Origin of the sequence: Emcibacter nanhaiensis, assembly GCF_006385175.1 — a bacterium.
GTDB lineage: Bacteria > Pseudomonadota > Alphaproteobacteria > Sphingomonadales > Emcibacteraceae > Emcibacter > Emcibacter nanhaiensis.
Genome location: NZ_VFIY01000005.1, coordinates 277,728 through 303,834 on the forward strand (window position 1 = coordinate 277,728; position 26,107 = coordinate 303,834).

The window sequence follows — 26,107 nt, forward strand, 5'->3', positions numbered from 1 at the left end:
GCATCCGGCCAACATGAGTGCAGAACTAGAAACCGAAGGTCTCTTTAACGGCTCCAGTGGAGCCTTTGTGGAAGAATTGTTTCTTCGCTATTCCAAGGATCCCAACAGTGTGGATCCGTCCTGGCAGAAATATTTCCAAGAACTGGCGGTCGACGCCCAGACGTTGATGCAGGCCGGCAAGGAAAAGACCTCTGCGTCCTGGTCGCGTAGCGACTGGCCGATGACCGGCAATGGCGCAGAGAGCTATATTGATGCCCTGGATCCCGGTTTCGAACCGCCGGCGCCACCGAAGAAAAAGGCGGCTCCCGGCGGGGCGTCGGAAGAGGAAATCCGTTCTGCCACTCTTGATTCAATTCGTTGCCTGATGATGATCCGCACCTACCGGGTGCGTGGTCATCTGATGGCCCGGCTTGATCCGCTGGCCCTGACGGAACGTTCCTACCATCCCGAACTGGACCCGGCCACATACGGGTTCGGCGAAGAGGATATGGACCGTCCGATCTTCCTCGACAATGTTCTGGGCCTGGAAACCGCCACCGTGCGCGAAGTCCTGGAAATTGTGAAGCGGACCTATTGTTCCTCTGTCGGTGTGGAATTCATGCACATCAACGAGCCCGAGGAAAAGGCCTGGATCCAGAGCCGTATCGAGGGCCGGGACAAGGAAATTCAGTTTACCAACGAAGGCAAGCTCGCCATTCTCCAGAAACTGACCGAAGCCGAAGGCTACGAACAGTATCTGGCCAAGAAATATATCGGCACCAAACGCTTTGGCCTGGATGGCGGCGAAGCGCTGATCCCGGCGCTGGAAGGCATCATCAAGACCGGCGGGCATAACGGTGTGAAGGAAATTGTCATCGGCATGCCGCACCGCGGACGCCTCAACGTGCTGGCCAATGTGATGGGCAAGCCGCACCGCGCCATTTTCCATGAATTCCATGGCGGGTCCTCCAATCCGGACGACGTGGAAGGCTCCGGCGATGTGAAATACCATCTTGGCGCCTCTTCCGACCGCGAATTTGACGGCAACACAGTGCATCTGTCGCTGACCGCCAACCCGTCCCACCTGGAAGCGGTGAACCCGGTGGCGCTCGGTAAGACCCGCGCCAAGCTGGCCCAGCGCGGCGACAAGGAGGGCACCTCCGTTCTGACCCTGCTGATGCACGGCGATGCAGCTTTCTCCGGCCAGGGGCTGGTGGCGGAATGTTTCGCGCTCAGCGGCCTCAAGGGCTACCGTACCGGCGGCACCATCCATGTGGTGGTCAACAACCAGATCGGTTTCACCACATCGCCGCATTATTCCCGCTCGTCCCCCTATCCCTCCGATATGGCCAAAGCCATTCAGGCGCCGGTGTTCCATGTGAACGGGGACGATCCGGAAGCCGTGGTTTATGTGATGAAAATCGCCACCGAATTCCGTCAGACGTTTAAGTCCGATGTGGTGGTGGATATGTTCTGTTATCGCCGCTTTGGCCATAACGAGGGTGATGAACCCATGTTCACCCAGCCGCTGATGTACAAGCGGATCCGGAACCATCCCGGCACCCGGCAGATTTATGCCGAACGTCTGGTGCGTGAGGGCCTGATTACCCAGCAGGAAGCTGACAAAATGTATCAGGATTTCAACCGGTTTATGGATGTGGAGCTGGAAGCTGCCAGCAGCTACAAGCCGGACAAGGCAGACTGGTTCGGTGGCCGCTGGAGCGGTCTCGAACGTCCCGATGACGACCTGCGCCGTTCCGCCGGCACCGGTGTGGACACCGGCACGCTCAAGGAAATCGGCCGCGTGCTGACAGATGTGCCGGAAGGTTTCACTGTGCACCGGACCCTGCAGCGCGGTCTGGACGCCAAGGCGCAGATGTTTGAAAGCGGCGAGGGCGTGGACTGGGCGACAGCCGAGGCCCTGGCCTTTGGTACCCTGATCCGCGAAGGTCTCGGCGTGCGTCTGTCCGGCCAGGACAGCCAGCGCGGCACTTTCTCCCAGCGTCATTCCGTCTTCATCGACCAGGAAACCGAAGAGCGCTATACCCCGCTCAAGGCGCTGGCGGAAATGGAAGAGGGACCGGCTACCTTTGAAGTGATCGACAGCGCCCTGTCCGAAATGGGTGTGCTGGGCTTTGAATATGGCTATTCCCTGGCGGAACCGAATACGCTGACCCTGTGGGAAGCCCAGTTCGGTGATTTTGCCAACGGCGCCCAGGTCATTATCGACCAGTTTATTTCTTCCGGTGAGGCGAAATGGCTGCGCATGAGCGGCCTGGTGCTGCTGCTGCCGCACGGCTACGAAGGCCAGGGACCGGAGCACAGCTCCGCCCGCCTGGAGCGTTATCTGCAGCTTTGTGCGGAAGATAACATGCAGGTGGCCAACTGTACGACGCCGGCCAACTATTTCCATATCCTGCGTCGCCAGATGAAACGGAAATTCCGCAAGCCGCTGGTCATCATGACGCCGAAATCCCTGTTGCGCCACAAGATGGCGGTCTCCAGCCTGGATGAATTGGGTTCAGATACCGAATTCCACCGCCTGCTGTGGGACAATGCGGAAACCCATCCGGGCACCAGCATTCGCCTGAAAAAGGACAAGGATATCAAACGTGTCGTTCTTTGTACCGGCAAGGTCTATTACGAGCTTCTGGAAGAGCGTGACCGGCGCGGGCAGGACGATACCTATCTGCTTCGTGTCGAGCAGCTCTATCCGTTCCCGAAATATGCCTGCATCGACAAGCTGAAGAGCTTCAAGAATCTGGAAACAGTGGTCTGGTGTCAGGAAGAGCCGAAAAATATGGGGGCATGGACCTTTATCCAGCCCTATATCGAGGAAGCCATGGAAGAAGCCGGCACCAAGCCGACGCGACCGATTTATGCCGGCCGCAAGCCGTCCGCTTCCACAGCAACGGGTCTGGCCTCGCGCCATAAAGATGAACAGACAGCCCTGATCGATCAGGCACTCACCATCAAATAGGCGGTGATCGTCAGGCTATTGAAAGAATTATAAAAGACGAAGGAGTTGGGCTAATGGCCATCGAAATTCAGGTTCCGGCACTGGGTGAGTCCGTCACCGAAGCCACCGTCGGCAAATGGTTGAAATCCGTAGGCGATACGGTAGCCGTTGACGAGCCGATCTGTGAACTGGAAACAGACAAGGTTGCCCTTGAAGTGAATGCAACGGCGGCAGGTACCCTGTCCGAGATTGTTGCCGAGGAAGGCGCCAATGTGGAAGTCGGCGCGCTGCTGGCGAAAATCACCGAAGGTGAAGGAGCGGCAGCACCGGCTGCGGCTCCCGCTGCGGAAAAAGCCGAAGCCGCGCCAACAGGCGGCGGTAGTCTGGTGGAAGTTCATGTCCCGGCGCTTGGTGAATCCGTTACCGAAGCCACCGTCGGCAAATGGCTGAAGGCGGAAGGTGAAGCGGTGACCCAGGACGAACCGATCTGCGAGCTGGAAACCGACAAGGTGGCCCTGGAAGTGAATGCGCCGGTGTCCGGCGCTCTCGCCAGGATCGCGGCCCCCGAGGGAGCAACCGTCGAACTGGGCGCCCTGCTGGCGACCATTGACGGCACCGCCCAGGGAACTGCGGCACCGAAAGCGGCGGCTCCCGCAGCGGCTGCGCCTGCTCCGGCGGCTACTGCACCTGCCGCTGCCGCACCGGCCGGCGCCAATGTGCGCGCCTCTGCTGCGGAAGTGGCAAAAGAAAAAGGCATCGATGTTTCCAAGGTTAAAGGCTCAGGCGCCGGTGGCGTGGTCACCAAGGCCGACGTGCTGGCCTATGCCTCCGGCGGCCAGGCCGCCGCGGTTGCTCCGGCTCCTGTGGCTGCTGCTGTTGCGGCGCCTGCTGAAGAAGGCGGTCTGCCGCGCGAGGAAGTGGTGCCCATGACCCGCCTGCGCCGCACCATCGCCAAACGGCTCAAGGATGCCCAGAATACCGCCGCCATGCTGACCACCTACAACGAGGTGGACATGTCTGCAGTGATCGCCCTGCGCAACCAGTATAAGGAAATTTTCGAGAAGAAACACGGCAGCCGCCTCGGCTTCATGTCCTTCTTCGTCAAGGCCTGTGTCCAGGCCCTGAAAGAAGTGCCGGAAGTGAATGCGGAGATCCGCGAAGACGCCGTCATCTATAAAAACTACTATGACATCGGGGTTGCCGCCAGCACGCCGGCCGGCCTGGTGGTTCCGGTGGTGCGCGGTTGTGAAAACCGCAGCTTCTCCGAAATTGAGAACGAGATCGCCCGCCTCGGCAAACGTGCCCGCGACGGCAAGCTGAGCATGGACGAAATGACCGGCGGCACCTTCACCATCTCCAACGGCGGTATTTTCGGTTCGCTGATGTCTTCGCCGATCCTGAACGCGCCGCAGTCCGGTATTCTCGGCATGCATGCCATCAAGGAGCGCGCGGTGGTGGAAAACGGCCAGATCGTGGTCCGGCCGATGATGTATCTGGCGCTCAGCTATGACCACCGGATTGTTGACGGCAAGGGGGCTGTGACCTTCCTGGTCCGGGTAAAGGAAAACCTGGAAGATCCGCAGCGCCTGATTCTGGATCTTTAAGGTCCTGGACCTCTAAAACAAGAAGGGAAGTTTGATGAGCGAGACATATGACGTTGTTGTCATCGGTGGTGGTCCTGGCGGTTATGTGGCGGCCATTCGCGCCGCCCAGCTTGGCCTGAAAGTGGCCTGCGTGGAAAAACGCGGCGCCCTCGGCGGCACCTGCCTGAATGTGGGTTGTATCCCGTCCAAGGCCCTGTTGCATGCTTCCGAGCTTTATGAAGAAGCCGGGCACGGCATGGAGAAATTCGGCATCAAGACCGGCAAGGTCTCCCTCGACCTGGATGCCATGATGGAGCATAAGTCCAAGACCGTCACCGATCTGACCAACGGCATCGCCTTCCTGTTCAAAAAGAACAAGATCGACTATCTGGAAGGCACCGGTTCCGTCAAAGGCGCTGGCGAAGTGGCGGTCAAGCTCAACAAGGGCGGCGAGGAAAGCCTCAAGACCAAAAACATCGTCATTGCCACCGGCTCCGATGTGGCCAGCCTGCCGGGCATCGAGATTGACGAGAAGCAGGTGATCTCCTCCACCGGCGCCCTGTCCCTGCCCAAGGTGCCGAAACACCTGGTGGTGATCGGCGGCGGCGTAATCGGCCTCGAGCTCGGCTCCGTCTGGCGCCGGCTTGGCGCCGAAGTGACGGTGGTTGAGTATCTCGATCGCATCACCCCGGAAATGGACGGCGAAGTGTCCAAGAACTTCCAGCGCATCCTGAAAAAACAGGGCATGAAATTCATGACTTCTTCCAAAGTCACCGAGGTCAAGAAAACCAAAACCACCGTTACCGTGACCGTTGAACCGGCCGCAGGCGGCGATGCCGAGAAAATCAAATGTGACGCGGTGCTGGTGGCGGTGGGCCGACGTCCCTATACCGACGGCCTCGGCCTGAAAGAGGCCGGGGTCAACATGACCGACCGCGGCCAGGTGGAAATCGACGATCATTTCCGTACCAACGTGCCGGGCATTTATGCCATCGGCGATGTGGTGCGCGGCGCCATGCTGGCGCACAAGGCCGAGGATGAAGGCGTGGCCGTGGCCGAGGTAATCGCGGGCTTCGCCGGTCATGTGAATTATGACGCCATCCCGGGTGTGATCTATACCATGCCGGAAGTGGCTTCTGTCGGCAAAACTGAGGAACAGCTCAAGCAAGCTGGCGTCGACTATGCGGTGGGTAAATTCCCCATGTCCGTCAACAGCCGGGCCAAGACCAACGGCCAGACTGACGGCTTCGTCAAGATTCTGACTGACAAGGCCACTGACAAGATTGTCGGCGCCCATATCATCGCGGCCGATGCCGGTAACATGATTGCCGAACTTGGCCTGGCGGTGGAAAAGGGCCTGACGGCCGAGGACCTCAGCTATACCTGCCACGCCCATCCGACCGAGATGGAAGCGGTGCGCGAAGCGGCCATGGCCTCCGGCGGCAGTGCCATCCACATGTAGTCCTTTGACGGACTGCTTGATCCCTGATGTAAAAACGGCATCCCGGTGGATGCCGTTTTCTTTTTATGGGCGGGCCCGGTCGATCATTGGGTGTTTTTTCTGATACTGCCGTCAGTGGCGTCGACCAGAACAACCCCCTGCCGCATGCCGTAGCGGGACCCGTATTCCACCTGGACGACCCAGAGGTCGTTCTGCAATTCGGCATCGCCGATTTTTGCTGAAAACAGGGTGTGGCCGGCAATGCTGTAGCCGATTTCCCGCATAAATCTGCGGGCTTGCTGCTGCGCCTCCTCCGCGCTCAGTTGGTCGCCGGCAGGGGGCAAATCTGCTGCTGTTGCCGGGGACGGCAGGCTGGCGAGAGCCGCCAGAAGCAGCGCCAGTGTCGCGACAGATCGTGTCAGTCTTCTCATCTCATTTCCTTTATAATAAGAAGAAATCATAAATAGCCGGCCAATATGGTTTCTTTGTTGAAGATATTTAAGAAAATACAATGAGTTGATCTAAGGAAGCAAACGAGCTATTTTTATATAAATATGAGAAAAACTAATAAAAAGGATTTCCGTGCCCCCTTTGTCACTGGTCATGTCCGCGCTCCCCGTGTTTGATGCGGTCGCCCGCCTTGGCAGTTTCAGCCTGGCGGCGGAAGAACTGAATATTACGCAAAGCGCGGTCAGTCACCGCATCAAGCAACTTGAACAGGCCCTCGGCATATCGCTGGTGCACAGGACCACGCGCCAGCTTGAACTGACGGCTGAAGGGCAGCGTCTGGCAGAGGCGGCCAAGCGGGCCCTGACGGAAGTCTCCCAGGTGCTGGGCCTTCTGTGCGGCGAGCGAAACGAGGGCGTTATCTCGATATCGGCGCTGTCGTCCATCGCGGTAAAATGGCTGGTGCCCCATCTGGCCGATTTTCATGACGAGCATCCGCAGCTCGGCGTGTCGGTCCTGGCCAGTGATGAAATCAGCGACCTGAGGAAAGACCCGGTCGATTGTGGATTGCGCTTTGCCACCGGAGGGTCGCCGGGGCTGCATTCGACCTATCTTGTCGGGGACTGGCTGGTGCCGTTGGCCAGTCCCGGTTTTTTCAAGGACAAGGCCGTTCCGGACAGAGCAGAGGATCTGGCGCAATTTGCCCTGCAGGAAGCGGTGTTTCCTGTCAACGCGGGAACCTACTACAGCTGGCAAACCTGGTTTGATGCCATGGGGGCAGAAGTGAGTTACCGGACTGCCGGGCCGCAGTTCAGCCGGGCCGACATGATGATCCAGGCTGCCATCGCCGGTCAGGGTATCATTCTGAGCCGGGCGATGTTGCTGGAACAGGATTTGATTGAAAGAGGCCTTCTGGTTCAGGTCGGCAAAGCCATTCCCTGCCCCTTTTCCTACTATTTCGTGACCTTGCCGGAAAAGGCAGACTGGCCGAAAATTATTTTTCTGCGCGACTGGCTGAAAAGGGAGATGGGGAAGACGTACCGCAAAATCACCTCTTTGCTCGACAAGCTGGATACACAGACTATCTGAACCAGCCCCGGGTCCGGGTTTTATTTTGCCGCTTCCCCTGCCTCCAGCACGGTCAGGTTTTCCGGTTGCAACCAGTCCAGCAGGCCGATGACCTGCAGCAGGTCGCGCACCTCGCCTGTCTTGATCCGGACATGGATGCCGTTGCGTTTTTCCGGCAGGCCGCGCAGGATGTCCTCCATGCTGATGGCGAGGCTGATGTCCATAGTCTCCACATCGGCCAGGTCCAGGGTGATCCGGTCATAGCGGCTGAGAGCGTCATTGAGCAGTCGGGTCAGGTCCTTGCCGAGGCTGTAGCTTAGAGCGCCCGACAGATGCAGGGTGACCTTTTTCTGTCCGCCGCTGGTGGTTTCCACCCGAACAACATTTTCGTCGTCTTCGAGCGGGCCTTCCTCGCTCTCTTCGAATAGCCGGATCTGGCGCAGCTGGTTGCGGTTCAACCGGCTGGAATAGATCATATGCGACAGGATCAGGCCCAGGCCGATGGCCGTGACCAGGTCGGAAAAGACCGTGAGTACCAGCACCGCCAGCATCAGGAAGACTTTCTCGCCGCGCCAGACCTTGAGCCGGCGGATGAAATCCCAGTCGAGGATATCCAGGCCCACCTTCAGCAGGATTCCGGCCAGCACCGCCAGCGGGATGTGGGCGGCGAGGCCGGAAGCAAACAGGACGATGACCAGCAGGGTCAGGGCGTGGATCATACCGGACAGCCGGGTCTGCGCCCCGGCCTTGACATTGACCACGGTGCGCATGGTGGCGCCGGCGCCGGGCAGACCGCCCAGCAGACCGGCAATGGCGTTGCCCACCCCCTGGCCGACCAGTTCCTTGTTGGAATCATGGCTGCTGCGGGTCATCCGGTCGGCGACGGTGGAGGTCAGCAGGCTGTCGATGGAGCCCAGCAGGGCCAGCATGAAGGCACCGGTGACAATCCCGGGCAGGGCGCTGAAGGGGATCTCGATGTGGGTCAGGGACGGCAGCCCAGTGGCAATTTCACCGATGGTTTTCAGTTCCGGGAAAAAGATCACCGCAACCGTGGTGCCGACAATCAACGCCAGCAGGGAGGTCGGCACGTAGCGGCTGACTGCTTTCGGGGTAATCAATGTAATTGCGAGAGACAGGCCGCCGAGCCCGAGCGAGGCCACGTCCAGGTTGGCGAGGGCATGGGGAATGGACATGATGGCGTCAGGAATGCCCTGGTGTGCCGAATAATCGCCCAGTACCGGCAGGATTTCCATGGTGATGATGATACAGCCGATTCCCGACATGAAGCCGGAGACCACAGGCATCGGAACATAGTTCACATAGGCGCCCAGCTTCAAAATCCCGAACATTCCCTGGAACAGGCCGGCCAGAATAACAATGGTGAACAACACATGGGGGCTGCCGCCATAGGAAACCACCAGGCCGGCCATGACGACGGTCATCGGTCCGGTAGGGCCGGAAATCTGCAGCGGTGTGCCGCCCAGCAGGGCCGCGACGAAACCAAGCACCATGGCACCGTAGAGGCCGGCGGTGGGGCCGAGGCCGGAAGCAACACCGAAGGCGAGCGCCAGCGGCAGGGCGACAACGGCGGCGGTGATGCCGGCAAAGATATCCTGGCGCAGGGCCGTGGAGGAACGGGGAAATACTTTCCGGAAGAAATCTTTCATGGGTTTATCAGTCAATATCCAGAAAAAGGCTGTCGGAACAGGGCCGGATTAATGTCACAATATAACTGTTGTAGGCATCTAAATACAAATAAAATATGTATTATGATATTATTCCAGTTCTTTTGCTGTTATTCGCGAGAGCTCAGCGGTCCTTGGCGCCGGGATGGGCATTGTTGTAGACGTCCATCAGATAGGCGGTGTCCACGTCGGTGTAATGCTGGGTGGTGGCAAGGCTGGCGTGGCCGAGCAATTCCTGGATCGTGCGCAGGTCGCCGCCGGCGGTGAGCAGGTGGGTGGCGAAACTGTGCCGGAGCGCATGGGGGGTGGCGGACGGCGGCAGGCCCAGGGCCTCGCGCACCTTCTGGGTGGCCAGCTGCACGCTGCGGGCGCCGAGGCGTTTGCCGCGCACGCCGACAAACAGCGGCCCCTCGTCCAGCGGCCAGGGGCAGGCCTGGCGGTATTTTTCGACTGCTTCCTGCACGGCCGGGATCAGGGGCACCAGCCGTTCCTTGTTGCGCTTGCCCAGTACCTTCAGCATGTCGCCCTCGGGCCAGTCTTCCGCATCCAGGTTGAGGGCTTCGGAAATGCGGAGCCCGCAGCCATAAAGCAGGGTCAGCACCGCGGTGTCGCGGAGCGCTACCCAGTCGCCGGGGGAGATGTTGGCAAGGTCGCCCACTTCCGCGATGGTGCGCCGGGCGGCACCCTCGTCCAGCGGCCGCGGCAGACGTTTGGGCAGTTTGGGGGACCGCACCGAGTCGATATTATCGTTATGGAGGATGCCGTTGCGGCGGCAGTATTTGTAAAAAGCCCTGAGCGCGCTGAGGGAACGGGCCATACTGGCGGGGCTGACGTCCTGGCGCCGCCGGTCGGCGAGGAAGGCGCGAAAGTCCATGGCCTTGAGGTCGGCCAGGTCCCGTTCGGTGGGGAAGTTGCCGAGATGACGGGTGAGAAACGTGAGGAACTGCCCCAAGTCCCGCATATAGGCGTCCAGGGTATGGGGCGACACCCGCTTTTCCGATTTCAGATAATCGTGCCAGCTGCGCACCAGCGGGCGCAGCTTGGCAAAGATCAGGTCATCGAGGAGGTCCGTTTCATCCATCTTTGCAAGTATAGGCCAAATGCGGCCTCAAGGAAGCGCAAAAGTTCGGTGCCCTGGCCGGGGGTAAACATATCCGGATCCCGGCTGCCGAAGGCCAGCAGTCCCTCGGGATAAAACTCCGTCGCCGGAATGCGGATCAGGGCCTCGGCCTTGATCAGTTCGGTGGCCGGTCCGAAGATTTCTTCCAGCACCTCCACATCGCCGCGCAGCAGGCAGGCGTCTTCCCGGCCCAGCAGATCATCCACCTGACCCTTTTTCAGGGGGCGCACTTCGGGCAGGGGCGGCAGGGACTGTTTGTGGCCCTCCTCGAAACAGACGGCGATGACATCCACCGACAGCATCTGCGGCCAGTCGCTGACCAGGATATGGCTCAGCTGGTCCAGCCCGCCTGCCTGCATCAGGGCAAGGGCGGCTTCATGAACCTGCTGCTGGGTCGACATATTGTTGCGGCTGGCATCGATCAGCGAGGAATGGAAATTTTTCAGTTCGCCGATTTCCTGCTGCAGTTTTTCCAGCATCACCTGCTGGAAATCCACCACCCGGTCGCCGCTCGAGGGCCGGAACGGCGGGGTCAGGAGGGTCAGCAGGTCCGGATTGTCGACCAGGAAATCGGGGTGGCGTTTGAGCCAGTCCCGAATTTGCTCGACCGTCAGGTCATCATTGCTGCAGGTCTTTTTTTCCGGCATTGGTCCTTCCCGGTTGTTGTTCCGAGTCTGATTTAGAGGATGCTTTGGCCGGTTTTTTCCCAGTCCTTGAGGAAGGCGTCCAGGCCGTTGTCGGTCAGCGGGTGTTTGAACAGCTTGTGCATCACGGCCGGCGGAATGGTCGCCACATCGGCGCCGATGCGGGCGGCGTCTACCACGTGCAGCGGATGACGGATGCTGGCAACCAGGATCTGGGTGCTGAAATCATAGTTGTCGTAAATCACCCGGATATCCTCGATCAGGGCCATGCCGTCTTGGGAGATATCGTCGTGGCGGCCGATGAAGGGGGAAATGAAGGTGGCGCCGGCTTTGGCGGCGAGCAACGCCTGGGAGGCGGAGAAACACAGCGTCACATTGACCATCCTGCCCTGGGAGGTGAAATATTTGCAGGCCTTGAGGCCGTCCACGGTCAGCGGCACTTTCAGGGTGATCTGGTCGGAAATTTCATACAGCTTGTCGGCTTCGCGCAGGATGCCGTCATAATCAAGGGCGGTGGCTTCCGCACTCACCGGGCCGTCGACCACGTCACAGATTTCCCGGGTGACTTCGAAAATGTCCCGGCCGGATTTCATGATCAGCGACGGATTGGTGGTGACCCCGTCAACCAGGCCGCTGGCAGCCAGTTCGCGAATGTCATCAATCTCGGCGGTGTCCAGAAAAAACTTCATCGTAATATACCCTTTTAAAAATGCTGGTAAACCTTGTCAGTTCTGCCCTGTCGGTACCCTGAATTGTCCGGCAACGCAACCCTGTTGTTGCCCAAATCGTATAATATCATATAGTGACGGGACAAATTCCGAAAAGAAGAACACCCTGACAGGCAACCCCCGTGACCACATTATTTCCGTCCAGACGAATCCAGATCTTGCTGCCCCTGCCGCTACAGGGGGTGCTGGATTACCTTGCGCCGGACGACCTGGCGTTACAGGAGGGGGATTTCGTCGAAGTGCCGCTGGGGTCAAAGCGGCTGCAGGGGGTGGTCTGGTCCATGGAACCGCCGCCGTCCGATGTGCCGGACGAGCGGCTGAAACATATTTACGGCCGCTTTGACCTGCCCGCCCTGCCGGACAGCCTGATGAAATTCATCGACTGGGTGGCGGCCTATACCCTGTCGCCGCCGGGCGCAGTGCTGAAAATGGCGGTCTCGGTGCCGCGCGCGTTCGAGCAGGCCAAAAGCCGCACCGCCTATCGCCTGGCTGTCGAGGATCCGGAGGAGCTGACCGCTGCCCGGCGCAAGGTTTATGACGCCGCCGTCGGCGACATGCCGCTTAGTGTGCGTGACTGGCGCGACTGGGCCGGTGTCGGCGAAGGCGTGATCCGTGGCATGGTCAAGGCCGGGCAGATGACGGCGGTGGAGATCAGGGGCGAGGATAGCTTCCCCGCGCCGGATACGACACTGATCGCGCCCAGCCTGTCGACGGAGCAGGCGACTGCCGGGGAACATTTCCGCGACCTGGTGCGCAAGGATAAATTCCAGGCCAGCCTGCTGGAAGGGGTGACCGGGGCCGGCAAGACCGAGGTTTATTTCGAAGCGGTCCATGAAGCCCTGCTGCGCGAGGACAGTCAGGTGCTGGTGCTGGTGCCGGAAATCGCCCTCACCGCCCAGTGGCTCGACCGCTTCAAGGACAGATTCGGCGAAGAACCGGTGATCTGGCATTCGGAACTGACCCCTGTCCAGCGCCGCCGCGCCTGGTGGGGGGTGATTCACGGCAATGCCCGGGTTGTGGTCGGGGCCCGCTCGGCCCTGTTCCTGCCGTTCCGTGCCCTCAAGCTGATCGTGGTCGATGAGGAACACAGCCCCACCTACAAACAGGAGGACGGGGTGTTTTACCATGGCCGCGACATGGCGGTGGTGCGGGCTCATCAAGCCGATTGCCCGGTGATCCTGGCCTCGGCGACGCCGTCACTGGAAACCCTGGTCAATGCGGAAAGCGGCAAATATGACTGGCTTTACCTGGGCGAACGGCACGGCCCGGCGGAAATGCCGGACATGCATGCCATCGATATGCGCAAATTCCCGCCGGCGAGCGGGGAATGGCTGTCCGATCCCCTGCGAGAGGCGCTGCAGCAGAATTTGGAACGCGGCGAACAGTCGCTGCTCTATCTCAACCGCCGGGGCTATGCGCCGCTGACCCTGTGCCGCACCTGCGGCCACCGGATCCAGTGTCCCCATTGTTCAGCCTGGCTGGTGGAGCATAAAAAGACCGGCCGCTTGCAGTGCCATCACTGCGGCCACTGGATGAACAAACCCAGGCATTGTCCAGAATGTGACAGCGAGGACAGCCTGGTGGCCTGTGGTCCCGGGGTGGAGCGGGTGGCCGAGGAGGTGGAGCGGCTGTTCCCCGAGGCGCGCCTCGCGGTGATGGCCAGCGACGAACTCAACACGCCGGGAGAGATTCGCGAGACCGTGGCCGCGATCGTCCGCCACGAGGTAGATATCATTGTCGGCACCCAGATTGTCACCAAGGGCTATCACTTCCCCGACCTGACCCTGGTCGGGGTGGTGGATTCGGACCTGGGTCTCAGTGGCGGTGATATGCGGGCGGCGGAACGCACCTGGCAGCAGCTGGAACAGGTGGCGGGCCGCGCCGGCCGGGCCGAAAAGCCGGGCACGGTGTTGTTCCAGACCTTCATGCCCGAACATCCGGTAATCGACGCCCTGGTCAGCGGCGATCGGGACAATTTCCTCGAACAGGAAGCCAATGCCCGGGAACAGCGGGGCATGCCGCCGTTCGGCAAACTGGCGGCGGTGATTCTGTCCGGGGCCGATTATAATGCGGTGGTGACGGTGGCCCGGCAACTGGGCCGCGCCGCTCCGCGCCTGACCGGGGTGCAGGTCCTTGGCCCGGCGCCGGCGCCGCTGGCCTACCTCCGGGGCAGGCATCGCTATCGCCTGCTGGTGAAAACGGAAAAACAGGTTAATATCCAGAATGTGCTGCGGGCCTGGCTGGACAGCATAAAAATTTCTGGCGGCGTCAGGCTGCAGGTGGATATCGATCCGGTTAGTTTTTTCTAGGCCGGTCAGTTTCTTCTATGGGTGGGGAACGGGTGAATGCAGAATCTTGTTGATCAGGTGTGTGAAGAGTCGGGTCTGTCCGTGGGCGAGGTCGAAGCAGCGGTCGAGAAGCTGGCAACTATGCTTCGCTCCATTCCGGCGACCATGATGTATCACTACTTGGGGCCGGAGGTGGAGCAATTCTATAGCGAAACCGGCCTCCGGGACTCCGACGCGTTCCACCGGCTGGTGCTGAGTAAATTGATCGACAGCTTCGACACAGACCAGCTGCCGCTCCGCCTGCCCGACTCCATGGCGGCGTTGTATGCGGCGGAGTTTGCCCGCATCCGCCGCAACCTGGAAGGTGCCGACTTTGCCTTTAGCTGGGACAATGACCTGTTTGCCAAGGATATGGCCATTGCCAGCGGCCGCCTGATCCCGGCGGGGCCCGGGCTGCTGGAAATTTCCGGCGTGCCGCGCAGCCTGTTGTTCAAGAGGGGGATTGGCCAGTTTTTCCGGTTTCTGGCCATGCTGCTGTTCGGCCTTGGTGGGCGGGCCCCGCTGCTGACCATCCATATCCATCTCTCCAATGTGCAACTATTTAACCCGGAAGGATGGGAAAAATCCTACAAGGTGATCGGCGAAATTCTTGAACTCAATCCGGAAATGAAAGGCCTGATGCGCCACGCTTGGTTTTTCGACCCGGTGATTGCCGAAATCAGCCCTAAACTGGCCTATCTGCGGGAGATTCCCGAACAATTTGGCGCCGGTATTTATTATCACAGCGACGAGGATGCCGATTCTGGGGCGCTGCTGCGTTCGGCCCGCCGCCGGGCGCTCTTCGAGGCGGGAGAATATACGCCCAGGGTCTATTATCTGCTGTGGCCGCGCGAGCGGCTGATCCGTTACGCCCGGACTCTCTGAGCGCCAGGGAATGCAAGCCGTTCAGGCCCGTTCAGGGCAACAGTTTTGCGGGACAAGGGGCCTATTTAGGGCTCAATTTTGTATAAATTGGAAAAATCGTAACTTTGCGGCCAAAAGGTGGCTTGCACACACAGGATCACTGTGCTAGGTAAACCCGCGCGTTAGAAATTTTTAACTGCCGCACGGGGTTTTGCATCGGGGTGAATTAAGCCATCTGACTCAGATGTTGGAACCTGTGACGGGACAGAGTTTAATAACAAGTCAAGGAAGACCAGGTGTCATCTGAACTATCCTCAAACATTGCTTCTGAAAAGTTGACCATTTCCGGCCTTGCCGGTCGCTATGCGGTGGCTCTTTTCGATCTTGCCAAGGAAGCAAATGCGCTGGACGATGTGGCGAAGGATCTTGCCACCCTGGAAGCGCTCCTTAACGAAAGTGCCGAACTTTCCAATCTGACACAAAGCCCCATCTTTTCCCGCGAGCAGCAGGGCAAAGCCATGGCGGCAGTTGCAGAGAAGGCCGGTCTCGGCAAACTGGTGCAGAATTTTGTCGCGGTTGTCGCCAATAACCGCCGTCTGGACCAGCTGAAAAATATTATCAAAGAATTCTCCCGGCAGCTGGCCCACCATAAAGGTGAAGTCAATGCCTCCGTGGTGACAGCGCACAAACTGAGCGATGAACAGCTTGATGCTCTGAAAGCCAAACTCAAATCCATGGTTGGAAGTGACGTGAATGTGGAAACCGAAGTGGACGAAAGTCTGCTTGGCGGCATGGTTGTCAATATCGGTTCCCGTATGATCGACAGCTCACTGAAAACTAAACTTGCTAATCTTGAAGAATCTATGAAAGAGGTTGGATGATGGACATCCGTGCAGCTGAAATTTCCAAGATCTTGAAAGAGCAGATTGCCAATTTCGGTGAGGAAGCTGAAGTTTCTGAAGTTGGTAAAGTGCTGTCCGTTGGTGACGGTATTGCTCGTGTTTATGGTCTGGACAATGTACAGGCCGGTGAAATGGTTGAATTTCCCGGCAACATTCAGGGTATGGCGCTGAACCTGGAAGCCGACAATGTGGGTGTCGTTATCTTCGGTGACGACAGCACCATTAAAGAAGGCGACACTGTTAAGCGTACAGGTAACATCGTGGACGTGCCGGTCGGTAAAGGCCTGCTGGGCCGCGTTGTTGACGCCCTGGGTAACCCCATTGACGGCAAAGGCCCGCTGACCGATGTGAGCCGCGCCCGTATGGAAGTGAAAGCGCCGGGCATTATCCCTCGTAAATCCGTTCATGAGCCGGTGCAGACCGGCCTCAAAGCTGTTGACGCCCTGGTGCCGATCGGCCGTGGCCAGCGCGAGCTGATCATTGGCGACCGCCAGACCGGTAAAACAGCCGTTGCCATTGACGCCTTCCTGAACCAGAAGGAAATCAACGCCGGTGACGACGAAAGCAAGAAACTTTACTGCATCTACGTCGCGGTTGGCCAGAAGCGCTCCACCGTTGCCCAGATCGTGAAAGCCCTGGAAGAAAAAGGCGCCATGGAATATTCCATCGTGGTTGCCGCGACCGCTTCCGAGCCGGCTCCGCTGCAGTTCCTGGCTCCCTACACCGGTACAGCCATGGGTGAATTCTTCCGTGACAACGGCATGCACGCCCTGATCGTTCATGACGACCTGTCCAAACAGGCCGTGGCCTATCGTCAGATGTCCCTGCTGCTGCGTCGTCCTCCGGGACGTGAAGCTTATCCGGGTGACGTGTTCTATCTGCACAGCCGTCTTCTCGAGCGTGCTGCGAAAATGGGTGAGGACGCAGGTCTTGGCTCACTGACCGCCCTGCCGGTGATTGAAACCCAGGCCGGTGACGTGTCCGCCTATATTCCGACCAACGTGATTTCCATTACCGATGGTCAGATCTTCCTGGAAACCGAACTGTTCTACCAGGGTATCCGTCCTGCTATTAACGTGGGTCTGTCCGTGTCCCGTGTGGGATCCTCCGCCCAGGTGAAAGCCATGAAACAGGTGGCCGGTTCCATTAAACTGGAACTTGCCCAGTATCGTGAGATGGCCGCCTTCGCCCAGTTCGGTTCCGACCTGGACGCCGCAACCCAGAAACTGCTGAACCGTGGTGCCCGCCTGACCGAGCTGCTGAAACAGCCGCAGTATTCACCGCTGGCCGTTGAGGAACAGGTTGTTTCCATCTTCGCCGGTGTGAACGGTTACCTGGACGGTCTTGAGGTTTCTGCTGTCGGCCGCTTCGAAGAAGCGCTGCTGGCGGAAATGCACAACAAGCACAAAGACGTTCTGGATACCATCCGGACTGAGGCCAAGCTTTCCGACGAAACCACAGACAAGCTGAAATCCATCCTGGATGGATTTACAAAAAGCTTCGTCTAACGGCGGGAAACTGAAACAGAGAAAGATAAGGACAAGTCACTATGGCTAACCTTAAAGACCTCAGAAACCGTATCGCGAGTGTGCAGAGCACTCAGAAGATCACCAAGGCCATGCAGATGGTGGCGGCTTCCAAACTGCGCCGGGCGCAGGAAGCTGCCGAGGCCGCCCGCCCCTATGCGGAGCGGATGGAGCTGGTCCTGGGTTCTCTGGCCGCGAGCATGAAGGGCCAGCAAGGGGGTCCGGCCCTGCTCGCCGGTACCGGCAAGGACGATGTTCAGCTGGTGGTGGTCGCCACTTCCGAACGTGGTCTTTGCGGCGGTTTCAACGCCAACATCGTCAAAGGCGCCAAGGCGAAGATTGCCTCGCTGCTGGCTGACGGCAAAGACGTTAAAATCATCACCATCGGCAAAAAGGGCCGCAGCGCCCTGCGTCGTGAATTCGGATCCCGCATGATCGAGCATATCGACATGTCCCATGTGAAAAAACTGGGATTTGGCGATGTTTCCCCGATCGCGGATCGTCTTCTCGAACTGTTCGATGCCGGTGAATTTGATGTCTGCACCCTGTTTTATGCCAAGTTCCAGTCTGCCCTGGTGCAGATTGTGACCGGGCAGCAGCTGATCCCGGCTTCGTTCAACGAAGAGAAAACCGCGGATCTGGGCGGTGCCGCCTATGATTATGAGCCGGACGAGAAGGACATTCTTGAAGACCTGCTGCCCCGCAACGTGGGTGTGCAGATGTTCAGCGCGCTTCTCGAGAATGCCGCGAGTGAGGAAGGCGCCCGTATGACGGCGATGGACAGCTCGACCCGCAACGCCGGTGACATGATCGACAGGCTGAGAACTACATACAACCGCAGCCGTCAGGCTGTGATTACCAACGAATTGATTGAAATTATTTCGGGCGCGGAAGCGCTCTGATCTAGCTAAATTGGAGCGAGGGCACAAGCGCCCCGGGAGTTAAAGGAAATGACACAAAATACAGGTCGTATCAGCCAGGTGATCGGTGCCGTTGTCGACGTACAGTTCGACAATGAACTTCCCGCTATCCTGTCTGCACTTGAAGTTGACAACGCCGGTAACCGCCTGGTTCTGGAAGTGGCCCAGCACTTGGGTGAAAACACAGTCCGCACCATCGCCATGGACACTACCGACGGTCTGGTGCGCGGTCAGGAAGTGAAAGACACAGGCGCACCGATCAGTGTGCCGGTTGGTCCTGAGACCCTGGGTCGCATCATTAACGTGATCGGCGAGCCGATCGATGAGCGCGGCGACATTGGCGCCAAAGGCACTGCCCCGATCCACAACGAAGCACCTGCTTTTGTTGACCAGTCTACCGAAGCCGAGGTTCTGGTAACCGGTATTAAAGTGGTTGACCTGCTCGCCCCTTATTCCAAAGGTGGTAAAATTGGTTTGTTCGGTGGTGCCGGTGTGGGCAAGACCGTTCTGATCATGGAGCTCATCAACAACATCGCGAAAGGCCACGGTGGTTACTCCGTGTTTGCCGGTGTGGGTGAACGTACCCGTGAAGGGAACGACCTGTACCACGAAATGATCGAATCCGGCGTTATCGACCTGGAAGGCACCGAATCAAAAGCTGCCCTCGTGTACGGCCAGATGAACGAGCCTCCGGGAGCCCGTGCCCGTGTTGCTCTGACCGGTCTGACCCTGGCGGAATATTTCCGTGACCAGGAAGGCCAGGACGTGCTGTTCTTCGTGGACAACATCTTCCGCTTTACACAGGCCGGCGCCGAGGTGTCCGCGCTTCTGGGGCGTATTCCTTCTGCTGTGGGGTATCAGCCTACTCTGGCCACCGACATGGGTGGCCTGCAGGAGCGTATTACCTCAACCAACAAAGGGTCCATTACCTCTGTGCAGGCCATTTACGTGCCGGCCGATGACTTGACCGACCCGGCTCCTGCGGCTTCCTTCGCCCACCTGGATGCGACAACCGTGCTGTCCCGTCAGATCGCCGAGCTGGGTATTTACCCGGCTGTGGATCCGCTGGACTCCACATCACGTATCCTGTCTGCCGATGTTCTGGGCGAAGAGCACTACAAAGTTGCCCGTCAGGTACAGGAAACCCTGCAGAAATATAAATCCCTGCAGGACATCATCGCCATTCTGGGTATGGACGAGCTGTCCGAGGAAGACAAACTGGTTGTGGCCCGTGCCCGTAAACTGCAGCGCTTCCTGTCTCAGCCGTTCCACGTGGCCGAGGTCTTCACCGGTGCACCGGGTAAATTCGTTGCCCTGGAAGACACCATCAAAGGCTTCAAAGCCATCGTTAACGGCGAGCATGATGATCTTCCCGAAGCTGCCTTCTACATGGTCGGCACCATCGAGGAAGCCATCGAAAAAGCCAAGAAAATGGCTGCCGAGGCTGCGTAAGACTTACAAGTTTGAAAGGAGCCAGCAATGGCCGACAAAATACATTTCGAACTGGTTTCGCCGGAAAAACTGCTTCTGTCCGAAGATGCGGACATGGTGGTGGTGCCCGGGTCTGAAGGTGACTTTGGCGTGATGGCGCATCATGCTCCGGTTGTCTCTACCCTGAAAACCGGCATCATCGAAGTCCATGACGGCGGCAGCATGAAAAAACTGCTGGTGCACGGCGGCTTTGCCGAGGTCAACCCGAACGGTCTGACCATCCTGGCCGAAGAAGCCTATGCGCCGGGTGAACTGGACCGCGCCGAACTGGAGGCCGAGCTGAAGGATGCCCGCGAAGATGTGGCCGACGCCAAGGACGACCTGCACCGCGCTCGTGCGGAAAAGGTCCGCGATCGCCTGGTGAACATTCTGGCTGCCCTGGACGAGCTGGCCGCCTGAGGCGAACCCAAGGAATCATAGAAAACCCCGCAGTTTCGGCTGCGGGGTTTTTTGTTGCCGTTTCTCTTGCCCGCCCTCAGTCTATCCCAGGGTAATCATGAACTGGCTGGCGAAATGTTCGCGCAGTTGTTTCAGGGTGACCCGGTGGTTCTGGGGCCCTTGATGGGAAATGGTCCGCGTAGCCATCAAACTGGCGATCCGTCCTGTGGTTGGCCAGTCATGACCCATCATCAGGCCAAAGATGATACCCGCCCGATAGGCATCCCCGCAGCCGGTGGAATCCACAGGATCTTCTGTCGGGACGGCGGGAATATTGAACCGGTTATCGCGGGTATGGATGACCGATCCTTCGATCCCGTTGGTGATGATCAGGGCATCGAGCATTTCCGTGGCCACATCGATCCGCATGTTGGTTTTTCGGGCGAACATCTGCCAGTCGCCTTCGTTGAGCACCATCCAACGGCTATGTTCCATCAACCACATCAGGTCGGTGCCGTCGAGAACGGAAACCTGCTCGCCCGGGTCCAACAGCAACGGCACATTCTGATGCGACAGTTGTTTGGTGTGGTTTTGCATCGCTTCATAGCTGTCCGGCGCAACAACGCCAAGCGCGATATCGATGTCCTTCCGGATGGTTATTTCACGGCAATGTTCCATGGCGCCGGCGTGGAAGTCAGAGATCCGGTTATTGTCCATGTCGGTGATGACATGTTTCCTGCAGGTATAGCCGTCCTCGATTTCCAGGATATAGTCGGCGGGAATGTTATGTTCCGCCATCCAGCGCCGATAGTCGCCAAAGTCCCGGCCCACTGCGGCAACAGGGAATCCCCTGAGGCCGAGCAGGTTCAGGTTATAACAAATGTTTCCGGCACTGCCCCCGAAGTCCCGGCGCATGTCGGCTGCTTTAAAGTCCACGTTCAGCATCTTGAGGTCGGCGGGCAGAATATATTCCCGAAACAGACCGTCAAATACCATTGTGGTGTTGTAAGCGATGGAACCGCAGACAAGTATTTTACCATTCCTGTCGAGTTTCATAGCAAGTTCTTTCCTGTCCTCTTTTTTCCCGGACTCCGGATCGCCGGAAAAATCTTCAGACAAACTTTCTATGAAGGCAGGGTGACAGTTATATTACAAACTGTAATTTTTGGCCTGTTTGTGCTCCTTTTCGCCCCCTGTACCTGTTCCTGAAAGGGTGCTATGACTTTTTTTGGAAAAAAATAATTCAATGGGGATCAGATATGAAGCTGTGTCAAATTGACTGGAAAACCCTGCATCGGCACTTTCGGGGGGCGAGCTTCGGCCTTGCCCTGGCTGTGACGGCTGTCCCGGCGGCGGCAATTGAGTTGATGCCGGAAAGCCTGAAATCGCAGACGGCGGGATACAAGGCCGCCTTCACCTGCAGCGCCACCTTTAACGGCGGAAAAACGGTCGATATGATCCGGCATGATGAACTGAGCGGGATCCAGGTGGACTATCGGGACTATTTTGACAAGTTGCCCGATGCCGTTATCAGTCACCAGGAGAAATATGTTGCCGCCTGGTTCAGCAACGACCTGCCGCCACGCTATGCCGTCTGGCGGCCGGGACTGGGCTGTGCCCAGTTGCCGCCGGGGGCGGAGCTGTCCGTGCGCGGGCATGTCCCGACAGCGGACCTTGGGCAGCCGGACGAGGGCCGGAAACGACAGGCCTGGCCGCTGGGGGAGGCGGTGCCGGAAATTGACCTCGCTTCGCCGGCCCTGAAGGCGGTGATCAATGATGCCTTCACCACTGACAAATATGGGGATCCGAAGGTCATGAGCGCGGCGCTGGTGACGACGCCGGATCAATTGTTGATCGAGCGGTACAAGGACGGCTATACGCCCTATACCTCGCAGCGGACCTGGTCGGTGGCCAAGAGCATCGCCGCAACCGTGATCGGCATCGCCGTCAAGCAGGGGCGTCTGGAGCTGAAAGCCCCGGCAAATATCCCCGAGTGGTCGGCGCCCGGCGATCCCCGTCAGCAAATCACCCTGGAGAATCTGTTGCATATGGCCAGCGGCCTCGACAGCTTCCGGGCCGGCAACCGGACCAATTTTGTTTATTTCGGTGGCGGTGTGGTCACCGACAATGCCACCGAAAAACTGCTGGAGGCCGCCCCGGGCAAACGCTGGAAGTACGCCAACAATGACACTTTGCTGGCGGTGCGGTCCCTCAAGGCGACGCTGGGCGATACGGAAACCATGTTGCGCTATCCCACCGAACAGCTGTTCCGCAAGATCGGCATGAACAGCACCGTGGCTGAAACCGACTGGCAGGGTAATTTCATCCTGTCCAGCCAGGTCTGGAGCACGTCGCGGGACCTGGCCCGGCTCGGCATTCTCTACCTGAACAACGGCGTCTGGCAGGGGGAAAGAATATTGCCGGACTGGTGGCGGGACTTTGTCAGTACCCCGGCCCCGGCTCAGCCGCCGCTCACAGGGGCGGACGGCCGGCCGCGTCCCGGGTATGGGGCGCAGTTCTGGCTGTATGACAGCCGGTTCCCGGGATTGCCGGATGACGTGTTTGCCATGGCCGGCAACAGGGGACAATATGTGATGATCATTCCGTCCCGCAACCTGGTGATTGTCCGGCGCGGCTATGACAGTGCCGGCGGGATCCGTTTCGACATTGCCAAATTCACCGCCGATATCCTGAAAGCCATTGACCGGAAATAAGCCCGGCAGGGACAGGCGTCAGCTCTTTTCCCGGCGCAACATATAGGTCTGCAGGGTACAGTAGGCGGCTTTGAGGAAGGGGGTGGACAGCCCGGCGTCCTCGGCCCGGATCAGCATGTCACCGACCAGCTGGTCCGCCTCCACCGACTTGCCCAGCTCCATATCCCGGAACATGGAAGACGTATAGTCCGACCCCTCGCGGGTCATGGAGCTCTGCAGATAGTCAAGGGAGGCCTCGGACAGGGGATAACCGGCTGCTTTCGCTGTGCCGGCGCATTCGTCAATGATGGCAAGGGCGATATCGCGTCCGTTGCGGGTGGCCATGATATCGCCGATGCTGCCGCGCAAAAGGCAGTTGATGGCGCCCAGCACCGTGATCAGGCAGAATTTGTCCCACAGGGCCGAGGTGATGTGACTGGAATGAGTCACGCTGATCGGCGCCCGGAGCAGCAGTTCTTCCAGCTGGCGGCAGAAGTCTAATTGTTCTTCCGAGCGTGGACCGAACGTGACATTGCCGGGCCGGGACCAGGACCGGATGCTGCCGTCCTTCTGCATGGTGCAGATATTTTTGGCAAGCCCGCCGAGGATTTTCTCCGCGCCGAAGGTCTCATCCAGCACGTCATAATGCCGGAGGCCGTTGAGCAACGGCAGGACATGGGTGTCCGGCCCGACGGCCGGGGTGATGGCCTTGATCGCCTCCTCCAGGTCATAGGCCTTGCAGCTCAGGATCACCAGATCGTAAGGCTCATCCACCTGTTCCACCAGATGGTCGGCCACGGCAATGTCATAGTCCTGGTCCGGGGTGTGAATGACAAGCCCGTTCTTTTTCAGCAGGTTGCGTCGCCGGCGGCGCACCAGAAAGGTCACGTCTGCGCCGCTGTGCAGCAACAGGCCTCCGAAATATCCTCCGATTGCCCCCGCGCCCAGAACAAGAATTCTCATCATCTACTCCCGAAGTATCTTTCGGGCATATATAACGGGTCGGCGGACGGAATTCCAGACCAGGCTGAGAAAAAGCCTTCAGGACGGTTCGCGGAAGTCCCAGGCCCCGCAGTTGCGGTAAAACACCGACGTCTGCGAACAGAGATAAGCGAGCGGCAGCGACATGAGCGGGGACAGGGCAAAGATCAGGATAAAAATCTGTTTTGGCGCCATGGCCAGGCCGGACAGGATATCCAGTCCGAACAGGGACAGGACCAGCAGTCGCAGCAGCAGCACCAGCCCAACAGGCAGGATCAGGCCGGCCAGCACACTGAGCAGCATATGCCCGGTCAGACTGCGGGTCAGGTCCCAGGAGGACCGGAACCCCAGCCTTTTGCCAATGGACTGGGCAGAGAAAGCCAGCGACAGGCGCAGGCCGATGGCCAGGGTCAGCAGGAACAGGACCACGGCAGCCGCCAGATAGACGGCCAGTTCAATGTTTCCGATGGCTTCCACCGATCCCTGCCGGTCAAGGGTAATCTGGTTAAGAACGAACAGGACCGCGCCGCCGATCAAAAACAGCAGCACCAGCAGCACGCCGAGGAAAACCAGGATCTTGAGGCTGAAATGAAAGCTGCGGGTGATCAGCGGCCAGAATTTCCGACGCAGCAAATGTTCCGGCCCGAGCAGGAACAGCCTGTGCCAGAGAATCACCGACGGGACAAGCCAGGCAAATGTGGTCAGCATCAGGATGATAAAGGACAGGTAAAACCCTTCCGGCACCTCGGTCTGGCTGTTGGTTGAAACCAGGAAGGCATCCAGATAGCCGAGAAAGCCGGCCAGGCAAAAGGGCAGGAAGGCGAACAGGGAAATCAGGATATGCTGGAACCTGAAGTGCCACAGGCAGCCGTAGGCATCCCGAATGCAGGTCAAGATGGAGCTGTCCCGTTTTCCTGTTTCCCTCGCCATGTGCCGTCCCTATCAGACAATTAGGTCAGCAATATGACCCGTATCCTTGCGTGGTCCGACCAGATAGGCATAGGCCTGCGTCAGCCCGGCGCAGAACAGAGAGCCCGGCGCGAAGATAATCGGACACAGCACATATTGGGCGACAATGAAGGTCGGATCTATGGTCGCGGTTCCGTTCCCGGTCGTTGCGAGAAGGGCGGCCAGCAGGTTGAAACATGCCATATAGACCAGCCAGGCGGGAAGGAACGTCAGCAGGAAGCACAGGAACAGGGCGACCCCGTTGTTGCGGGTATAGTACCAGGCTTCCTTGAACGGGATGAATTTCCTGTTTTCGGCGATACTGATGAAGGTCATCATCATCCTGAAGGAAATACCCACCGTGAGAAGGCTGATGGCCGTGGCAATGGTCATCGCCAGGGCCCGGTTATGCTGCGGGGCCAGGTCAAGACCGCTGATGCCGGCTACAATGGACAGAACAAGGCCAAGCACCGTGGTCACCATGATGACAAAGATCATCAGCAGGATGATCATGGCGGCGAGATAAAGCAGGTATTTCACCAGTATCCGGCCCAAGTCCGGCAGGGAAAATTTCAGAAAATTGTCCCGTCCCAGCAGATGAAGCCGGAAGAACAGCATGGTGAGGGCGACAAAGATCAGAAAGCTTGCCGCCAGATAGGATAATTGCAGTTTGCTGAGGTGGTAGGCGATCTGCCCGTCCGCCAGGGTCATATATTTAATGACCAGAAGCTCGGGGGCAAACAGAAACAGGGTGAGCGGCAGGTAAAAAATATACGACAAAAAGATATGTTGTTTCAGGTTGGCCCGAAAGGTCAGATAGGCCTCCTTGACCACGCGAAGGACAGGTAATGTTTTTTGTTCCGGTTGTGTCATGAACTTCTGCCTGTATGTTCTTGTATAATGCTGCCAAAGCGGTCGACCAGCGTTTGATAGAGATCCCGTTTGAACGGGACGATCATATCCGGCAGCTCGGATAGTTCAATCCATTTCCATTCACTGAATTCCTGATGGTCGGTTTCCAGGTTGATATCCCGGTCCTGTCCCTGGAACAGATAGACGAACCATTTCATCTTCTGGCCCCGGTAGCGCCCTTTCCAGACCTTGCCAATCAGATGGTCGGGCAGGTCATAGGTCAGCCAGTCGCCGGTTTCGGCAATCAGTTCCACCTTGTCGGTGCCGATTTCTTCTTCCAGCTCCCTGAGGGCAGCGTCTCGGGGCTCTTCGCCCTTGTCGATCCCGCCCTGGGGCATCTGCCAGGCTTCGGCGGTCTGGTCAATGCGCTGGGCCACAAAAACCCGGCCGTCCCGGTTCAGGAGCATCATGCCGGCACAGGGGCGATAGGGGAGATTTTCTTTGTCTGTCATAGGACCTCTTGGAACGGTGTGCTTACGGCTTCTATTTTCACCAATCGGGCGTGACTTGC

22 protein-coding genes are annotated in these 26,107 nt (G+C 58.6%); 12 read left to right on the forward strand and 10 right to left on the reverse strand.

The genetic code is table 11. From position 1 onward, the window contains the following. The first annotated feature begins 13 nt into the window (after window positions 1-13). Genes FIV46_RS05235 through lpdA form a run of 3 tightly spaced genes read left to right on the forward strand, consistent with a single transcriptional unit; the run spans window position 14 to window position 5,983 of the window. Complete coding sequence (locus tag FIV46_RS05235) at window positions 14-2,959, forward strand: 2-oxoglutarate dehydrogenase E1 component (RefSeq protein ID WP_139939113.1); 2,946 nt, start codon at window positions 14-16, stop codon at window positions 2,957-2,959. Window positions 2,960-3,012: 53 nt separating this feature from the next. Further along, entirely contained in the window at window positions 3,013-4,542 is a 1,530-nt protein-coding gene (odhB, locus tag FIV46_RS05240) for a 2-oxoglutarate dehydrogenase complex dihydrolipoyllysine-residue succinyltransferase (RefSeq protein ID WP_139939116.1), read from the forward strand. Between the two features lie 34 nt (window positions 4,543-4,576). After that, entirely contained in the window at window positions 4,577-5,983 is a 1,407-nt protein-coding gene (gene lpdA / locus FIV46_RS05245; RefSeq protein ID WP_139939118.1) for a dihydrolipoyl dehydrogenase, read from the forward strand. Between the two features lie 83 nt (window positions 5,984-6,066). Here the strand turns inward: lpdA and FIV46_RS05250 are convergent, their stop codons facing one another. After that, window positions 6,067-6,393 carry a hypothetical protein gene (locus tag FIV46_RS05250; RefSeq protein ID WP_139939120.1) on the reverse strand — a complete coding sequence of 109 codons (327 nt, stop codon included), beginning with the start codon at window positions 6,391-6,393 and terminating at the stop codon, window positions 6,067-6,069. Window positions 6,394-6,544: 151 nt separating this feature from the next. On the opposite strand from FIV46_RS05250, the gene FIV46_RS05255 reads away from it, so the two are divergent. Then, complete coding sequence (locus FIV46_RS05255; RefSeq protein ID WP_139939122.1) at window positions 6,545-7,498, forward strand: LysR substrate-binding domain-containing protein; 954 nt, start codon at window positions 6,545-6,547, stop codon at window positions 7,496-7,498. A gap of 20 nt (window positions 7,499-7,518) precedes the next feature. Here the strand turns inward: FIV46_RS05255 and FIV46_RS05260 are convergent, their stop codons facing one another. The 4 genes from FIV46_RS05260 to fsa all read right to left on the reverse strand — a co-directional run bounded on the left by FIV46_RS05260 (window position 7,519) and on the right by fsa (window position 11,615). Next, the gene (locus FIV46_RS05260) at window positions 7,519-9,144 is read right to left on the reverse strand and encodes a SulP family inorganic anion transporter (protein ID WP_139939124.1); all 1,626 of its coding nucleotides are present in this window, start codon (window positions 9,142-9,144) and stop codon (window positions 7,519-7,521) included. Between the two features lie 142 nt (window positions 9,145-9,286). Continuing rightward, window positions 9,287-10,243: a tyrosine recombinase XerC gene (locus FIV46_RS05265; protein ID WP_139939126.1), complete on the reverse strand. Its 957-nt coding sequence runs from the start codon at window positions 10,241-10,243 to the stop codon at window positions 9,287-9,289. After that, window positions 10,213-10,929: a DUF484 family protein gene (locus tag FIV46_RS05270; RefSeq protein ID WP_139939128.1), complete on the reverse strand. Its 717-nt coding sequence runs from the start codon at window positions 10,927-10,929 to the stop codon at window positions 10,213-10,215. The genes FIV46_RS05265 and FIV46_RS05270 overlap by 31 nt, the downstream gene beginning before the upstream one ends. Before the next feature lie 32 nt (window positions 10,930-10,961). Then, window positions 10,962-11,615 carry a fructose-6-phosphate aldolase gene (fsa, locus tag FIV46_RS05275; protein WP_139939130.1) on the reverse strand — a complete coding sequence of 218 codons (654 nt, stop codon included), beginning with the start codon at window positions 11,613-11,615 and terminating at the stop codon, window positions 10,962-10,964. Between the two features lie 161 nt (window positions 11,616-11,776). Here fsa and FIV46_RS05280 point away from each other — a divergent pair, with 161 nt between their 5' ends. The 7 genes from FIV46_RS05280 (at window position 11,777) to FIV46_RS05310 (ending at window position 20,083) form a co-directional block, all read left to right on the forward strand. Beyond that, the gene (locus tag FIV46_RS05280) at window positions 11,777-13,963 is read left to right on the forward strand and encodes a primosomal protein N' (RefSeq protein ID WP_139939132.1); all 2,187 of its coding nucleotides are present in this window, start codon (window positions 11,777-11,779) and stop codon (window positions 13,961-13,963) included. A gap of 36 nt (window positions 13,964-13,999) precedes the next feature. Next, on the forward strand, window positions 14,000-14,866 hold the full coding sequence (locus tag FIV46_RS05285; RefSeq protein ID WP_139939134.1) for a hypothetical protein: 867 nt from the start codon (window positions 14,000-14,002) through the stop codon (window positions 14,864-14,866). A 275-nt stretch (window positions 14,867-15,141) separates the two neighbouring features. After that, on the forward strand, window positions 15,142-15,726 hold the full coding sequence (locus tag FIV46_RS05290) for a F0F1 ATP synthase subunit delta (protein ID WP_219845898.1): 585 nt from the start codon (window positions 15,142-15,144) through the stop codon (window positions 15,724-15,726). After that, on the forward strand, window positions 15,726-17,255 hold the full coding sequence (gene atpA, locus FIV46_RS05295; protein ID WP_139939136.1) for a F0F1 ATP synthase subunit alpha: 1,530 nt from the start codon (window positions 15,726-15,728) through the stop codon (window positions 17,253-17,255). Before FIV46_RS05290 ends, atpA begins: the two co-directional genes overlap by 1 nt. Before the next feature lie 41 nt (window positions 17,256-17,296). Next, on the forward strand, window positions 17,297-18,175 hold the full coding sequence (locus tag FIV46_RS05300) for a F0F1 ATP synthase subunit gamma (RefSeq protein WP_139939138.1): 879 nt from the start codon (window positions 17,297-17,299) through the stop codon (window positions 18,173-18,175). A 48-nt stretch (window positions 18,176-18,223) separates the two neighbouring features. Then, complete coding sequence (gene atpD, locus FIV46_RS05305) at window positions 18,224-19,645, forward strand: F0F1 ATP synthase subunit beta (protein ID WP_139939140.1); 1,422 nt, start codon at window positions 18,224-18,226, stop codon at window positions 19,643-19,645. A 27-nt stretch (window positions 19,646-19,672) separates the two neighbouring features. Further along, window positions 19,673-20,083 (forward strand): F0F1 ATP synthase subunit epsilon, encoded by a 411-nt coding sequence (locus FIV46_RS05310; RefSeq protein WP_139939142.1) that lies wholly within the window; start codon window positions 19,673-19,675, stop codon window positions 20,081-20,083. An 81-nt stretch (window positions 20,084-20,164) separates the two neighbouring features. Here FIV46_RS05310 and FIV46_RS05315 read toward each other — a convergent pair whose 3' ends face one another. After that, window positions 20,165-21,118 (reverse strand): carbohydrate kinase family protein, encoded by a 954-nt coding sequence (locus tag FIV46_RS05315; protein ID WP_139939144.1) that lies wholly within the window; start codon window positions 21,116-21,118, stop codon window positions 20,165-20,167. Between the two features lie 203 nt (window positions 21,119-21,321). Here FIV46_RS05315 and FIV46_RS05320 point away from each other — a divergent pair, with 203 nt between their 5' ends. Continuing rightward, complete coding sequence (locus FIV46_RS05320; RefSeq protein WP_139939146.1) at window positions 21,322-22,776, forward strand: serine hydrolase domain-containing protein; 1,455 nt, start codon at window positions 21,322-21,324, stop codon at window positions 22,774-22,776. An 18-nt stretch (window positions 22,777-22,794) separates the two neighbouring features. Here FIV46_RS05320 and FIV46_RS05325 read toward each other — a convergent pair whose 3' ends face one another. The 4 genes from FIV46_RS05325 to FIV46_RS05340 all read right to left on the reverse strand — a co-directional run bounded on the left by FIV46_RS05325 (window position 22,795) and on the right by FIV46_RS05340 (window position 26,048). Further along, window positions 22,795-23,718, reverse strand: a complete 924-nt coding sequence (locus FIV46_RS05325) for a ketopantoate reductase family protein (RefSeq protein ID WP_181163062.1) — start codon at window positions 23,716-23,718, stop codon at window positions 22,795-22,797. A 78-nt stretch (window positions 23,719-23,796) separates the two neighbouring features. Then, window positions 23,797-24,666, reverse strand: a complete 870-nt coding sequence (locus FIV46_RS05330; RefSeq protein WP_139939149.1) for a hypothetical protein — start codon at window positions 24,664-24,666, stop codon at window positions 23,797-23,799. Window positions 24,667-24,678: 12 nt separating this feature from the next. Then, complete coding sequence (locus FIV46_RS05335) at window positions 24,679-25,557, reverse strand: hypothetical protein (protein WP_139939151.1); 879 nt, start codon at window positions 25,555-25,557, stop codon at window positions 24,679-24,681. After that, on the reverse strand, window positions 25,554-26,048 hold the full coding sequence (locus FIV46_RS05340) for an RNA pyrophosphohydrolase (protein ID WP_139939153.1): 495 nt from the start codon (window positions 26,046-26,048) through the stop codon (window positions 25,554-25,556). The genes FIV46_RS05335 and FIV46_RS05340 overlap by 4 nt, the downstream gene beginning before the upstream one ends. Window positions 26,049-26,107 lie beyond the last annotated feature (59 nt).

Coding starts and splice junctions, on each gene's coding strand:
- FIV46_RS05235 (WP_139939113.1), top strand. CDS start 14: ATGAGTGCAGAACTAGAAACCGAAGGTCTCTTTAACGGCTCCAGTGGA.
- odhB (WP_139939116.1), top strand. CDS start 3,013: ATGGCCATCGAAATTCAGGTTCCGGCACTGGGTGAGTCCGTCACCGAA.
- lpdA (WP_139939118.1), top strand. CDS start 4,577: ATGAGCGAGACATATGACGTTGTTGTCATCGGTGGTGGTCCTGGCGGT.
- FIV46_RS05250 (WP_139939120.1), bottom strand. CDS start 6,393: ATGAGAAGACTGACACGATCTGTCGCGACACTGGCGCTGCTTCTGGCG.
- FIV46_RS05260 (WP_139939124.1), bottom strand. CDS start 9,144: ATGAAAGATTTCTTCCGGAAAGTATTTCCCCGTTCCTCCACGGCCCTG.
- FIV46_RS05265 (WP_139939126.1), bottom strand. CDS start 10,243: ATGGATGAAACGGACCTCCTCGATGACCTGATCTTTGCCAAGCTGCGC.
- FIV46_RS05270 (WP_139939128.1), bottom strand. CDS start 10,929: ATGCCGGAAAAAAAGACCTGCAGCAATGATGACCTGACGGTCGAGCAA.
- fsa (WP_139939130.1), bottom strand. CDS start 11,615: ATGAAGTTTTTTCTGGACACCGCCGAGATTGATGACATTCGCGAACTG.
- FIV46_RS05285 (WP_139939134.1), top strand. CDS start 14,000: ATGCAGAATCTTGTTGATCAGGTGTGTGAAGAGTCGGGTCTGTCCGTG.
- atpA (WP_139939136.1), top strand. CDS start 15,726: ATGGACATCCGTGCAGCTGAAATTTCCAAGATCTTGAAAGAGCAGATT.
- FIV46_RS05300 (WP_139939138.1), top strand. CDS start 17,297: ATGGCTAACCTTAAAGACCTCAGAAACCGTATCGCGAGTGTGCAGAGC.
- atpD (WP_139939140.1), top strand. CDS start 18,224: ATGACACAAAATACAGGTCGTATCAGCCAGGTGATCGGTGCCGTTGTC.
- FIV46_RS05310 (WP_139939142.1), top strand. CDS start 19,673: ATGGCCGACAAAATACATTTCGAACTGGTTTCGCCGGAAAAACTGCTT.
- FIV46_RS05315 (WP_139939144.1), bottom strand. CDS start 21,118: ATGAAACTCGACAGGAATGGTAAAATACTTGTCTGCGGTTCCATCGCT.
- FIV46_RS05320 (WP_139939146.1), top strand. CDS start 21,322: ATGAAGCTGTGTCAAATTGACTGGAAAACCCTGCATCGGCACTTTCGG.
- FIV46_RS05325 (WP_181163062.1), bottom strand. CDS start 23,718: ATGAGAATTCTTGTTCTGGGCGCGGGGGCAATCGGAGGATATTTCGGA.
- FIV46_RS05330 (WP_139939149.1), bottom strand. CDS start 24,666: ATGGCGAGGGAAACAGGAAAACGGGACAGCTCCATCTTGACCTGCATT.
- FIV46_RS05335 (WP_139939151.1), bottom strand. CDS start 25,557: ATGACACAACCGGAACAAAAAACATTACCTGTCCTTCGCGTGGTCAAG.
- FIV46_RS05340 (WP_139939153.1), bottom strand. CDS start 26,048: ATGACAGACAAAGAAAATCTCCCCTATCGCCCCTGTGCCGGCATGATG.